General features: G+C 60.7%; 10 protein-coding genes. 7 read left to right on the top strand and 3 right to left on the bottom strand.

The features are described from left to right. Both DKB71_RS22410 and DKB71_RS22405 read left to right on the top strand, forming a co-directional pair. The gene (locus DKB71_RS22410) at positions 1-1,203 is read left to right on the top strand and encodes an efflux RND transporter periplasmic adaptor subunit (RefSeq protein WP_408597496.1); all 1,203 of its coding nucleotides are present in this window, start codon (positions 1-3) and stop codon (positions 1,201-1,203) included. Positions 1,204-1,374: 171 nt separating this feature from the next. After that, positions 1,375-2,904 (top strand): DHA2 family efflux MFS transporter permease subunit, encoded by a 1,530-nt coding sequence (locus DKB71_RS22405; protein ID WP_408597494.1) that lies wholly within the window; start codon positions 1,375-1,377, stop codon positions 2,902-2,904. Positions 2,905-2,988: 84 nt separating this feature from the next. On the opposite strand, the gene lpxH is transcribed toward DKB71_RS22405, so the two are convergent. Further along, complete coding sequence (gene lpxH, locus DKB71_RS22400; RefSeq protein WP_408597492.1) at positions 2,989-3,717, bottom strand: UDP-2,3-diacylglucosamine diphosphatase; 729 nt, start codon at positions 3,715-3,717, stop codon at positions 2,989-2,991. Further along, entirely contained in the window at positions 3,714-4,217 is a 504-nt protein-coding gene (locus tag DKB71_RS22395; RefSeq protein WP_008053603.1) for a peptidylprolyl isomerase, read from the bottom strand. The genes lpxH and DKB71_RS22395 overlap by 4 nt, the downstream gene beginning before the upstream one ends. Positions 4,218-4,469: 252 nt before the next feature. On the opposite strand from DKB71_RS22395, the gene DKB71_RS22390 reads away from it, so the two are divergent. Beyond that, positions 4,470-6,167 carry a glutamine--tRNA ligase/YqeY domain fusion protein gene (locus DKB71_RS22390; RefSeq protein WP_323628693.1) on the top strand — a complete coding sequence of 566 codons (1,698 nt, stop codon included), beginning with the start codon at positions 4,470-4,472 and terminating at the stop codon, positions 6,165-6,167. Positions 6,168-6,181: 14 nt separating this feature from the next. Then, positions 6,182-7,564, top strand: coding sequence for a cysteine--tRNA ligase (cysS, locus tag DKB71_RS22385; protein WP_408597489.1), 1,383 nt, complete (start codon positions 6,182-6,184; stop codon positions 7,562-7,564). A 199-nt stretch (positions 7,565-7,763) separates the two neighbouring features. On the opposite strand, the gene DKB71_RS22380 is transcribed toward cysS, so the two are convergent. Next, positions 7,764-9,596 (bottom strand): sigma-54-dependent Fis family transcriptional regulator, encoded by a 1,833-nt coding sequence (locus tag DKB71_RS22380; RefSeq protein ID WP_408597487.1) that lies wholly within the window; start codon positions 9,594-9,596, stop codon positions 7,764-7,766. 349 nt (positions 9,597-9,945) lie between these two features. Between DKB71_RS22380 and DKB71_RS22375 the strand changes: the two genes are divergently transcribed. From DKB71_RS22375 to DKB71_RS22365, 3 genes are read left to right on the top strand one after another with little or no spacing between them, the layout of a single operon-like run. Beyond that, complete coding sequence (locus tag DKB71_RS22375) at positions 9,946-11,040, top strand: ABC transporter ATP-binding protein (protein WP_408597485.1); 1,095 nt, start codon at positions 9,946-9,948, stop codon at positions 11,038-11,040. After that, positions 11,040-12,155 (top strand): ABC transporter ATP-binding protein, encoded by a 1,116-nt coding sequence (locus DKB71_RS22370; RefSeq protein WP_408597483.1) that lies wholly within the window; start codon positions 11,040-11,042, stop codon positions 12,153-12,155. The genes DKB71_RS22375 and DKB71_RS22370 overlap by 1 nt, the downstream gene beginning before the upstream one ends. Beyond that, on the top strand, positions 12,152-13,018 hold the full coding sequence (locus DKB71_RS22365; protein WP_020801179.1) for a carbohydrate ABC transporter permease: 867 nt from the start codon (positions 12,152-12,154) through the stop codon (positions 13,016-13,018). The genes DKB71_RS22370 and DKB71_RS22365 overlap by 4 nt, the downstream gene beginning before the upstream one ends. Positions 13,019-13,021 lie beyond the last annotated feature (3 nt).

Genomic DNA, 13,021 nt, shown 5'->3' with positions numbered 1-13,021 from the left:
ATGGCCACTGCCGATACAACTTCAACCCCTGAAACCCAACCTGCCAATCCCGATTCGGGCAAGCGCAAGTTCATGCTGCTGGTCCTGGCCGCGGTGGTCGTATTGGGCGGCGCGGGCGTCTGGGCTTACCACGAGTTCTACGGGCGCTGGAGCGAAAGCACCGACGACGCCTATGTGAACGGCAACGTGGTGGAAATCACCCCGCTGGTCACCGGTACGGTCGTCAGCATCGGCGCCGACGATGGCGATCTGGTCCACGAAGGCCAGGTGCTGGTGAACTTCGACCCGAATGACGCCGAAGTCGGCCTGCAAAGTGCCCAGGCCAACCTGGCCCGCACCGTGCGTCAGGTTCGCGGCCTGTACAGCGACGTCGACGGCATGAAAGCCCAGGTCAACGCGCAACAGGCCGAAGTGCAAAAAGCCCAGGACAACTTCAATCGGCGGAAAAACCTTGCCGTCGGCGGGGCGATTTCCCAGGAGGAACTGTCCCACGCCCGTGACGACCTGACCTCGGCACAGAACGCCCTGGCCAATGCGCAACAGAAGCTCAAGACTTCCAGCGCGCTGGTGGATGACACCGTGGTTTTCTCGCACCCGGACGTGATGGCCGCCGCGGCGCAATTGCGCCAGGCCTACCTGAACAACGCCCGCAGCACCCTGATCGCGCCGGTCACCGGCTACGTTGCCAAGCGCAGCGTGCAGCTTGGGCAACGGGTGCAACCGGGCGAGGCGCTGATGGCGGTGATCCCGCTGGATCAACTGTGGATCGACGCCAACTTCAAGGAAACCCAGCTGCGTGACATGCGTATCGGCCAACCGGTGGACATCGAAGCCGATCTCTATGGCAGCAGCGTGAAATACAGCGGCACCGTCGACAGCCTCGGTGCCGGCACGGGTAGCGCCTTTGCCTTGCTGCCGGCGCAGAACGCCACCGGCAACTGGATCAAGATCGTGCAGCGGGTACCGGTGCGCATTCATATCAACGCCCAGCAGCTGGCCGAGTATCCGTTGCGCGTTGGCCTGTCGACCCTGGTCGATGTGAACCTGCGTGACCAGAGCGGCCCGGTGCTGGCGCAACAGCCGCCGCAAAAGGCGTCGTTCAGCACCGGCATCTATGACCGCCAATTGACCGAGGCCGACGCCATGATCACCCAGTTGATCCACGACAACAGCGCCGCGGTCAGCAAGACCGTGCATCGCTGATTCGCCAATCCACCATCACCCCGCCCCCCTGTAGGAGCGAGCTCGCTCGCGATGGTGGGTCAGCTACATCAATGTCGACTGACACTCCATCGCGAGCAGGCTCGCTCCCACAAAAAAGGTCAGCTGCGTCTGTAACAGACGCAGCGCCAATAAGGTTTCAAAGGATTCGCGATGAGCAATAACGCGTCTTTCACGCCCCCAAGCCTGGTGCTGAGCACCATCGGCCTGTCGCTGGCGACCTTCATGCAGGTGCTCGACACCACCATCGCCAACGTGGCGCTGCCGACGATTTCCGGCAGCCTGGGTGTCAGTTCGGAGCAGGGCACCTGGGTCATCACCTCCTTTGCGGTGAGCAACGCCATCGCGTTGCCGCTGACCGGCTGGCTCAGCCGGCGGTTCGGTGAGGTGAAGCTGTTCCTGTGGGCGACCGTGCTGTTTGTGCTGGCTTCGTTTCTCTGCGGTATTTCCACCTCGATGCCGGAATTGATCGGCTTCCGGGTGCTGCAAGGCCTGGTGGCCGGGCCGTTGTACCCGATGACCCAGACGTTGCTGATCGCCGTTTATCCACCGGCCAGGCGCGGCATGGCCCTGGCGTTGCTGGCGATGGTCACGGTGGTCGCGCCGATTGCAGGCCCGATCCTAGGCGGCTGGATCACCGACAGCTACAGCTGGCCGTGGATCTTCTTCATCAACGTGCCGATCGGCATCTTCGCGGTCATGGTCGTGCGTTCGCAGCTCAAGGCACGGCCGGTGGTGACCAGTTATCAGCCGATGGATTACGTCGGCTTGATCAGCCTGGTTATCGGCGTCGGGGCGTTGCAGATCATCCTCGACAAGGGTAACGACCTCGACTGGTTCGAATCGAACTTCATCCTCATCGGCGCGGCCATTTCGCTGATAGCGCTGGCGGTGTTCGTGATCTGGGAAATGACCGACCGCCACCCCGTGGTCAACCTGCGGCTGTTCGCCTACCGCAACTTCCGCATCGGCACTCTGGTGCTGGTGTTGGGCTACGCCGGGTTCTTCGGGATCAACCTGATCCTGCCGCAATGGCTGCAAACCCAGATGGGCTATACGGCCACCTGGGCCGGCCTGGCGGTGGCGCCGATCGGGATCCTGCCGGTCTTGATGTCGCCGTTTGTCGGCAAATACGCGCACAAGTTCGACCTGCGCTTGTTGGCGGGCATTGCGTTCCTGGCCATCGGCTTGAGCTGTTTCATGCGCGCCGGCTTCACCAACGAAGTGGACTACCAGCACATCGCCCTGGTGCAGTTGTTCATGGGGATTGGCGTGGCGTTGTTCTTCATGCCGACCCTGAGCATCCTGATGTCGGACCTGCCGCCGAACCAGATCGCCGATGGCGCGGGCCTTGCGACCTTCCTGCGGACCCTGGGCGGCAGCTTCGCGGCGTCGTTGACCACGTGGATCTGGATCCGCCGGGCCGACCAGCACCATGCGTACATGAGCGAAAGTATCAGCACCTATGAGCCTGCAACCCGCGAGGCCCTGCATTCATTGGGTGGGGCGAGCAGCCAGGCGTATGCGCAGCTCGATCATGTGCTGACCAGCCAGGCGTACATGCTCTCCACCGTGGATTACTTCACGTTGCTGGGATGGGCGTTCATGGGGTTGATCGTGATCGTCTGGCTGGCGAAACCGCCGTTTGCGGCGAAGGCGGGGCCTGCTTCTGCAGGACATTGACTGCTAAAAGACGAGTTTTCGGCAGCTCCTACAGGGTTATGTGTACACCTGTAGGAGCTGCCGAAGGCTGCGATCTTTTGATCTTTACGGTTTTACGAAATCAAACGGCGCCAACGCAAACCCTTGCTCATCCACCTGCAACGCCCAACCCTGCTTGTCCCAATCCCCCAGCACAATGCGCCGGGCTGCCTGTTCGCCCAGCTGCAGCTTGTGGATGGCGGGGCGGTGGGTATGGCCGTGGATCAGGGTTTTCACGCCGTATTGCTGCATGATCCGCGGAATCTCCAGGGGCGTGACGTCGACGATGTCATTGGCCTTCATCCGCGTCTGCGCGCGGCTTTCGCTACGCAGCTTGCGCGCCAGCTTATGGCGGGTACGCAGCGGCAGGTGCCGCAGGATAAACAGGGTGATCGGGTTGCGCAGGTAGCGACGCAGCTTCATGTAGGCTTCGTCGCGGGTGCAGAGGCTGTCGCCGTGCATCAACAGCACGGGTTCGCCATTGAATTGCACGACAGTCGGATCCTTGAGCAGGGTGCAGCCGGCCTGTTTACAGAACGCCTTGCCCAACATGAAGTCGCGATTGCCGTGCATCAGAAAAATCGCCGTGCCGCTGTCGCTCAACTCGCGCAGGGCCTGGCAGATGGAACGCTGGAACGGCGTCATGGCATCGTCGCCAATCCACGCCTCGAAAAAGTCGCCCAGAATGTAGAGAGCACTCGCCGAACGGGCGCGTCCGGCGAGCAAATCCAGAAACGCCCGGGTAATGTCCGGGCGCTCCTCTTCCAGATGCAAGTCTGAAATCAGCAGTATCACTCAATGATCTCGGCTTTCTCGATGATCACGTCGTCTGCCGGTACGTCCTGGTGGCCGGACTTGGACGTGGTGGCCACGCCTTTGATCTTGTCGACAACGTCGGTGCCGGCGGTCACTTTGCCGAATACCGCGTAGCCCCAGCCTTGCACGTTCTTGCCGCTGTGGTTGAGGAAGCTGTTGTCAGCCACGTTGATGAAGAACTGTGCGGAAGCCGAATGCGGCTCCATGGTGCGGGCCATGGCGACGGTGTACTTGTCGTTGGAAAGACCGTTGTCGGCTTCGTTCTGGATGCTTGGGCGCTTGTCTTTCTTTTCTTTCATGCCTGGCTCGAAACCGCCGCCCTGGATCATGAAGTTACCGATGACACGGTGGAAAACGGTGTTTTCGTAGTGACCGGCTTTAACGTACTCGACGAAGTTGGCCACGGTGATCGGGGCTTTGTCGGCGTTCAGTTCGAGGACGATGTCGCCGAAGTTGGTAGTCAGTTTGACTTGGGTCATGATCGTTACTCATCAAGAGGAATTCGTGGTGTTGGGACATTGGGTCCCGCAACCGGTTCAGCCAGTCTCGGCCAAGGTGCGCAGTTTAGCGTGACAGGCGCGAATTTCGAGGCTGTTTTTTCATTTACGGCCTATTAAATACGACGGTTTACAGGGTGCGCTCTGTCAGGTACTTGACGGCATCGGCTATGATAGCGGCTTTGTTTTGTCCGGCCTTCATTACGGCCACGCACCAGTACGTTCAAGGATCCTATGAGCAAGCCCACTGTCGACCCTACCTCGAATGCCAAGACCGGCCCTGCCGTGCCGGTCAACTTCCTGCGGCCGATCATCCAGGCAGACCTGGACTCGGGCAAGCACACGCAGATCGTCACCCGTTTTCCGCCTGAGCCCAACGGCTACCTGCACATCGGCCATGCCAAGTCGATCTGCGTGAACTTCGGCCTGGCCCAGGAGTTCGGCGGCGTCACGCACCTGCGTTTCGACGACACCAACCCGGCCAAGGAAGACCAGGAATACATCGACGCGATCGAAAGCGACGTCAAGTGGCTGGGCTTCGAATGGTCCGGTGAAGTGCGCTACGCCTCGCAGTATTTCGACCAGTTGCACGACTGGGCGGTGGAGCTGATCAAGTCCGGCAAGGCCTATGTCGACGACCTGACCCCTGAACAAGCCAAGGAATACCGCGGCAGCCTTACCGAGCCGGGCAAGAACAGCCCGTTCCGCGATCGTTCGGTTGAAGAGAACCTCGACTGGTTCGCCCGCATGCGCGCCGGTGAGTTCCCGGACGGTGCACGTGTGCTGCGCGCCAAGATCGACATGGCCTCGCCGAACATGAACCTGCGCGACCCGATCATGTATCGCATCCGTCACGCGCATCACCACCAGACCGGTGACAAGTGGTGCATCTACCCGAACTACGACTTCACCCACGGTCAGTCGGACGCCATCGAAGGCATCACCCACTCGATCTGCACCCTGGAATTCGAAAGCCACCGTCCGCTGTACGAGTGGTTCCTCGACAACCTGCCAGTACCGGCCAACCCGCGCCAGTACGAGTTCAGCCGCCTGAACCTGAACTACACCATCACCAGCAAGCGCAAGCTCAAGCAGCTGGTCGATGAAAAGCACGTCAACGGCTGGGACGACCCGCGCATGTCCACGCTGTCGGGCTTCCGCCGCCGTGGCTACACGCCGAAGTCGATCCGCAACTTCTGCGAAATGATCGGCACCAACCGCTCCGACGGCGTGGTCGACTTCGGCATGCTCGAATTCAGCATCCGTGACGACCTCGACCAGAGCGCCCCGCGCGCCATGTGCGTGCTGCGTCCGCTGAAAGTCGTGATCACCAACTATCCGGAAAGCCAGGTCGAGAACCTCGAACTGCCATGCCACCCGAAAGAAGACATGGGCGTGCGCGTCCTGCCGTTCGCCCGGGAAATCTACATCGACCGTGAAGACTTCATGGAAGAGCCGCCAAAGGGCTACAAGCGCCTGGAACCGAACGGCGAAGTGCGCCTGCGCGGCAGCTACGTGATCCGCGCCGACGAAGCGATCAAGGACGCCGATGGCAACATCGTCGAACTGCGTTGCTCCTACGATCCGGACACCCTGGGCAAGAACCCTGAAGGCCGCAAGGTCAAGGGCGTGGTGCACTGGGTGCCGGCCGCTGCCAGCGTCGAGTGCGAAGTGCGCCTGTACGATCGCCTGTTCCGTTCTCCGAACCCGGAGAAGGCCGAAGACAGCGCCAGTTTCCTGGACAACATCAACCCTGACTCGCTGCAGGTACTCACCGGTTGTCGTGCTGAACCCTCGCTGGGCAATGCACAGCCGGAAGACCGTTTCCAGTTCGAGCGCGAAGGTTACTTCGTCGCGGATATCAAGGACTCGAAACCGGGCGCTCCGGTGTTCAACCGTACCGTGACCCTGCGTGACTCCTGGGGCCAGTGATTCAAGGAAATAACGTGCTAACGATCTACAACACGCTCACCAAGAGCAAAGAAGTCTTCAAGCCGCTCGATGGCAACAAGGTGCGCATGTACGTGTGCGGCATGACCGTGTACGACTACTGCCACCTGGGCCACGGTCGCAGCATGGTCGCCTTCGACCTGGTGACCCGCTGGTTGCGCTTCAGCGGCTACGACCTGACCTACGTGCGCAACATCACCGACATCGACGACAAGATCATCAACCGGGCCAATGAGAACGGCGAGTCGTTCGAAGCCTTGACCGAGCGCATGATCGCGGCGATGCACGAAGACGAAGCGCGCCTGAACATCAAGAAGCCGGACATGGAGCCGCGCGCCACGGACCACATCCCTGGCATGCACGCGATGATCCAGACCCTGATCGACAAGGGTTACGCCTACGCCCCGGGCAATGGCGACGTGTACTACCGCGTCGGCAAGTTCATGGGCTACGGCAAGCTGTCGCGCAAGAAAATCGAAGACCTGCGCATCGGCGCGCGCATCGAAGTCGACGAGTCCAAGCAGGACCCGCTGGACTTCGTGCTGTGGAAAGCCGCCAAGCCGGGCGAGCCAAGCTGGGAATCGCCATGGGGCGCCGGGCGTCCGGGCTGGCACATCGAGTGCTCGGTGATGTCGACCTGCTGCCTGGGCGAGACCTTCGACATTCATGGCGGCGGCAGCGACCTCGAGTTCCCGCACCACGAAAACGAAATCGCCCAGAGCGAAGCGGCCACCGGCAAGACCTACGCCAACGCGTGGATGCATTGCGGCATGATCCGCATCAATGGCGAGAAGATGTCCAAGTCCTTGAACAACTTCTTCACCATTCGCGACGTGCTCGACAAGTACCACCCGGAAGTCGTGCGTTACCTGCTGGTGTCGAGCCACTACCGCAGCGCCATCAACTACTCGGAAGACAACCTCAAGGACGCCAAGGGCGCCCTGGAGCGTTTCTACCACGCGTTGAAAGGCCTGCCGAGCGTGGCGCCGGCGGGCGGCGAAGCCTTCGTCGAGCGATTCACCCAGGTGATGAACGACGACTTTGGCACGCCGGAAGCCTGCGCGGTGCTGTTCGAGATGGTCCGCGAGATCAACCGCCTTCGCGAGAGCGATCTCAACGTAGCGGCCGGCCTGGCTGCCCGTTTGAAAGAACTGGCCAGCGTGTTGGGCGTATTGCAGCTCGAAGCCGATGACTTCCTGCAGGCTGGCGCCGAAGGGCGTGTGGATGCGGCTGAAGTCGAAGCGCTGATCGCTGCGCGCCTGGCGGCACGTGCCGGCAAGGACTGGGCCGAATCCGACCGCATCCGCGACCAACTCACCGCCATGGGCGTGGTGCTGGAAGACGGCAAGGGCGGGACGACCTGGCGTTTGGCTGACTGATTGGTGCTTGCGTTACAAACAAAACCCGCCTTGTGCGGGTTTTTGTTTTTGGGCAAATTGGCGGGTTCCAGTGGTGTTTGATCTGGCGCCTTCGCTGGCAAGCCAGCTCCTACAGGGTCGCGTCGTTCGCCAACATTTCCTACACCACGGACACTGTAGGAGCTGGCTTGCCAGCGAAGAGGCCCGTCCGACCAACTCATCACTCAGCCTGGCGCAACCGCTTGTAAAGGGTATTGCGACTAACCCCCAACCGCCGGGCCAAATGCGAAATATTCCCCCCGACCGCCTGCAACTGCCGATTCAACGCCTCGGCATCATCAAGATCCACCGCCAATGGCTCCGCCGTCTCCACCGGCTCCATCTCTAGATCGACAAAGAAATCATCCGGCAAATGCTCCGGCCGCACCGGTTGTTCCTCGGCCATGGCCAGCGCCACCTGCATCACGCTGCTGACCTGCCTTAAATTCCCCGGCCACGGGTGACGGCTGAATAGTTCCAGCACCTCGCGACTCAGCCCGGCCCACTGGCTCGGTTCGCGGTGCTGTTCCCACAAGCGTTTGAACAGCGCCTCCTTGTCACTGCGCTCTCTCAACGGCGGCAGTTCCAGGGTCAGGCCGCCGATTCGGTAGTACAAATCCTCGCGAAAACGCCCCAGTTGCACCTGCTCACGCAAAGAACGGTTGGTCGCGGAAATGATGCGGATGTCCACCGGGAACAACTCACTGCTGCCCACGGGCTGCACGCACCGCTCCTGTAGTACCCGCAGTAATCGGGCCTGGGTCGGCAGCGGCATGTCGCCGATTTCATCGAGGAACAGCGTGCCTTTGTCGGCCTTGCGGATCAGGCCGATACTGCCTTTCTGGTTGGCGCCGGTGAACGCGCCTTTTTCGTAGCCGAACAGTTCTGATTCCACCAGTTCGGCGGGGATCGCGGCGCAGTTCACGGCGATGAACGCCTGTTTGCTGCGCGAGCTGGCTTGGTGCAGGGCTTTGACGAACACTTCCTTGCCGACCCCGGTTTCGCCATGAATCAACAACGGAATGTCTTTTTCCAGCAAGCGCTCGGCCTGGCGCACGGCTTTTTCTACACGGCTGTCGCCAAAATGCAAAGTATTGAGGCTGATCGCCGCCGGTGCTTGTACGGCAGGTTCCACGAACACTCTGGCCTGGATCGGCACCTGTTTCGGACGTTTGAGCAAGCATTGGAAACGATTGCGTCCGGAGGCCTGGAGCGAGAAGGGCAGGCCTTCGGGTTGATTCAGCAGCTCCAGCAGCGAGACCTTGAACAGGCTTTCGATGCTGACCCGCGACAGGCGCACGCCAAGCAGGTTGTCGGCGCGGCGGTTGGCGGACAGCACCTGGCCGCTCTCATCGAAAATCAGCAAGCCGGCCCACTGGCTGTCGAGGTTGTTCAGGCCGGTGTTGAAAGTCAGTTGAAAATGCTGGCCGTGGAACAGGTTGAGGATCAGCCGGTTTTCCACGGTCTGGCTCATCATCTTGACCATGCCCAGGGTATGGGAGGGCGGCAGGTAGCTGTCGCTGGATACATCCAGCACGGCGATGACCTTGCGCTCGGCATCGAAAATCGGCGCGGCGGAACCGGTCATGAAGCGGTTGGCCTTGAGGAAGTGCTCATCGTGCTCGATGTGCACCGCCTGCTCGCAGGCCAGGGCGGTACCGATCGCATTGGTCCCGCTGCAGCGCTCCATCCAACTGGCGCCCGCGCTGAAGCCACGGGTCAGGCTCGGCTGGATAAACCGTTGGGTGCCCCAGGACGTCAGCACCTGGCCCTGATTGTCGGCGAGCATGATCAGGCAGTTGGAGTTGCTGAGGATGTTTTCGTAATACGGCAGCACTTCCTGATGGGTGGTCTGCACCAACGAATGCTGGCTCTCCAGCAACTGCGCGATGCCTTCAGCCGGCAGCTGGTCGAACGCCGGGGTGCTCTGGTGATCGAGCCCGAACGCGCGGCAGCGGGACCAGGAGTCCTGGATGATGGCGTCGTGGGATAGCGCGGTGGCAGGTACGGCCATGACAGTCAGCCTCTGAATCAGCATTTTTATTGTTTTTATGGTGCATGCGATTTCGTGGAAGGTTGCAGGCTGCGATCTTTGATTTTGTTTTTCAAGATCAAAGATCGCAGCCTGCGGCAGCTCCTACGGGGGTCGTGAACAGTGTGTAGATTGTTGTTCACTATTGTTCATTGTCAATCGGTGAACTGTTCAATTGTTCACTTCAGGTTGTTCATTTCTGTTCAGCTACGAACGCCGGTTCTTCGCGGTTTTATAAAAACTCCAATCCGCTCAATGGCTTGAAATTTCTGGCACGAAAGTCGCTCTGTCACCCAGGTCGCTTGACTCCAAAAATAAAAAAGGCCGAGCCATGTCATTAACCCTGGAGCATGTCAGTCGCACCGTCGAGGGCCAGACCTGGATCGACGATGCGTGCCTGCGTTTCGAACCCGGATCCTTCAACGTTCTGCTCGGGCGCACGCTGTCCGGCAAGACCAGTCTCATGCGCCTGATGGCCGGGCTGGACAAGCCTGACACCGGGCGCATCCTGATGAATGGCGTCGATGTCACCCAGCGCCCGGTGCGCCTGCGCAACGTGTCGATGGTGTATCAGCAGTTCATCAATTACCCGACCATGACCGTCTTCGAGAACATCGCCTCGCCGTTGCGCCAGGCCGGTGTCTCCAATGAGCAGATCAAGAGCAAGGTGCTGGAAACCGCGAAGATGCTGCGCATCGAGAAATTCCTGCAGCGTTATCCACTGGAACTGTCCGGTGGCCAGCAGCAACGCACGGCCATGGCCCGGGCGCTGGTCAAGGATGCCGAACTGATCCTGTTCGATGAGCCGCTGGTCAACCTCGACTACAAATTGCGCGAAGAGCTGCGCCAGGAAATGCGCGAGCTGTTCAAGGCGCGCCACACCATCGCCATCTATGCCACCACCGAGCCCAACGAAGCTTTGGCCTTGGGCGGCACCACCACGATTCTGCATGAAGGTCGGGTGATCCAGAGCGGCCAGTCCTCCGAGGTCTACCACCAGCCGCAGACCGTACTGGCGGCGGAGTTGTTCTCCGAGCCGCCGATCAACCTGATGCCGGGGCGCATTGCCGGCAACGAAGTGAGCTTCGCCAATTTCGTGCACTTCCCGCTCAACGTCGATTTGCGCCCGGTGGGCGAGGGCGAGTTCCGTTTTGGCGTGCGCCCCAGCCATATCTCGCTGGTACCGAGCAACGACGACGACCTGGAACTGGCGGTGACCGTCGAAGTCGCGGAAATCAGTGGCTCGGAAACCTTCCTGCACGTGCGCAACGAGCATTTCCTGCTGGTGCTGCACTTGCCCGGCGTTCACGAATACGACGTCGATGCGCCGATCCGCATCTACATCCCGACCCATAAACTGTTCGTGTTCGATGCGCAGGGGCGGCTGGTCCAGGCGCCCGGCCGGCGCGTCGCGAGGGTTGCCTGATGGCCGAAATCCGTTTGCAGAACCTCGCCCACAGCTACACCAGCACGCCGAGCGGTCCCGAGGACTACGCGATCCGCCAGATGGATCACATCTGGGAGCAGGGCGGCGCCTATGCGTTGCTCGGCCCGTCGGGCTGCGGCAAGTCGACCTTGCTCAACATCATTTCCGGCTTGCTCAGCCCGTCCCAGGGCCATGTGCTGTTCGATGGCAAGGCGGTCAACAACCTGACCCCGGAAAAACGCAACATCGCCCAGGTTTTCCAGTTTCCGGTGGTCTACGACACCATGACGGTGTTCGACAACCTGGCCTTTCCGTTGCGTAACCAGGGCATGGCCGAGGCGAAGATTCACACCAAGGTGCAGGAAATTGCCGAGGTCCTCGACCTGCAGAACCTGCTGAGCAAAAAAGCCAGCAACCTCACCGCCGACGAAAAACAGAAAGTCTCCATGGGCCGTGGACTGGTGCGCGATGACGTCTCGGCGATCCTCTTCGACGAGCCGCTGACGGTGATCGACCCGCACCTGAAGTGGAAGCTGCGGCGCAAGCTCAAGCAGATCCACGAGCAGTTCAACATCACCATGGTCTACGTCACCCACGATCAGCTGGAGGCCTCGACCTTCGCCGACAAGATCGCGGTGATGTACGGCGGGCAGATTGTGCAGTTCGGCACGCCGCGGGAATTGTTCGAACGGCCGAGCCACACCTTTGTCGGTTATTTCATTGGCAGTCCGGGGATGAACCTGATCGAAGTCCGGCCGCAACCGGGTGGCGTCGGGTTTGCTTCGACCCATCTGCCCTTGTCCGAGGCCATGCAGAAACGCATCGCCGAATCCACGTGGAAAACCCTGAAAGTCGGCATTCGCCCGGAGTTCATCCATGTCTGGGACGAGCCCTTTGATGACGCGCTGAGGGCACAAGTCGTACACGTCGAAGACCTCGGCACCTACAAGATCATGACTCTCAACCTCGACGGCGCGCCGCTGAAAGTGCGCCTGGCCGAAGACAAACCGGTGCCCGAAGGCACGGCGTACATCAGTTTTCCGGCGCAGTGGCTGATGGTCTATGCCGATGATTTCCTGCTCGAAGCCAATGCCAGCCAAGAGGTGCAGCCATGAACAAGGTGCAGAACAACAAGGCCTGGTGGCTGGTGCTGCCGGTGTTCCTGCTGGTGGCGTTCAGTGCGGTGATCCCGATGATGACCGTGGTCAACTACTCGGTGCAGGACATTTTCGATCAGTCCAGCCGCTACTTCGTCGGTGCCGACTGGTACAAACAAGTGCTGCTCGATCCCCGCCTGCACGATTCACTGCTGCGCCAGTTCATCTACTCGGCGTGCGTGCTGCTGATCGAAATTCCCCTGGGCATCGCGATTGCCCTGACCATGCCGACCAAGGGGCGCTGGTCGTCGGTGGTGCTGATCATCCTGGCGATCCCCTTGCTGATCCCGTGGAACGTGGTCGGCACCATCTGGCAGATCTTCGGCCGAGCCGACATCGGCCTGCTGGGGGCGAGCCTCAAGGCCATGGGCATCAACTACAACTATGCGGCGAACACCATGGACGCCTGGGTCACCGTGCTGGTGATGGACGTCTGGCACTGGACCTCACTGGTGGCGCTGTTGTGTTTCTCCGGCTTGCGGGCGATTCCGGATGTTTATTACCAGGCGGCGCGGATTGACCGGGCTTCCGCCTGGGCGGTGTTCCGCCATATCCAGCTGCCCAAGCTCAAGAGCGTGCTGTTGATCGCCGTGATGCTGCGCTTCATGGACAGTTTCATGATCTACACCGAGCCGTTCGTACTGACCGGGGGCGGGCCGGGCAATGCCACCACCTTCCTCAGCCAGACCCTGACGCAGATGGCGATCGGGCAGTTCGACCTGGGGCCGGCCGCCGCGTTCTCGCTGGTGTACTTCCTGATCATCCTGTTGGTGTCCTGGCTGTTCTATACCGCCATGACTCACTCTGACGCCAACCGCTGAGGC

Origin of the sequence: Pseudomonas sp. PLMAX (genome assembly GCF_046042685.1) — a bacterium.
In the GTDB taxonomy this organism is placed as follows: Bacteria; Pseudomonadota; Gammaproteobacteria; order Pseudomonadales; family Pseudomonadaceae; genus Aquipseudomonas; species Aquipseudomonas putida_AE.
The sequence above is the reverse complement of the archived record's forward strand: the minus strand, read 5'-3'. Positions and strand labels throughout refer to the sequence as shown.

Bases quoted from the DNA above. Each gene is read 5' to 3' on its own strand.
- DKB71_RS22365 (WP_020801179.1), top strand. From the start codon at position 12,152: ATGAACAAGGTGCAGAACAACAAGGCCTGGTGGCTGGTGCTGCCGGTG.
- DKB71_RS22370 (WP_408597483.1), top strand. From the start codon at position 11,040: ATGGCCGAAATCCGTTTGCAGAACCTCGCCCACAGCTACACCAGCACG.
- DKB71_RS22390 (WP_323628693.1), top strand. From the start codon at position 4,470: ATGAGCAAGCCCACTGTCGACCCTACCTCGAATGCCAAGACCGGCCCT.
- DKB71_RS22375 (WP_408597485.1), top strand. From the start codon at position 9,946: ATGTCATTAACCCTGGAGCATGTCAGTCGCACCGTCGAGGGCCAGACC.
- DKB71_RS22410 (WP_408597496.1), top strand. From the start codon at position 1: ATGGCCACTGCCGATACAACTTCAACCCCTGAAACCCAACCTGCCAAT.
- DKB71_RS22380 (WP_408597487.1), bottom strand. From the start codon at position 9,596: ATGGCCGTACCTGCCACCGCGCTATCCCACGACGCCATCATCCAGGAC.
- DKB71_RS22395 (WP_008053603.1), bottom strand. From the start codon at position 4,217: ATGACCCAAGTCAAACTGACTACCAACTTCGGCGACATCGTCCTCGAA.
- DKB71_RS22405 (WP_408597494.1), top strand. From the start codon at position 1,375: ATGAGCAATAACGCGTCTTTCACGCCCCCAAGCCTGGTGCTGAGCACC.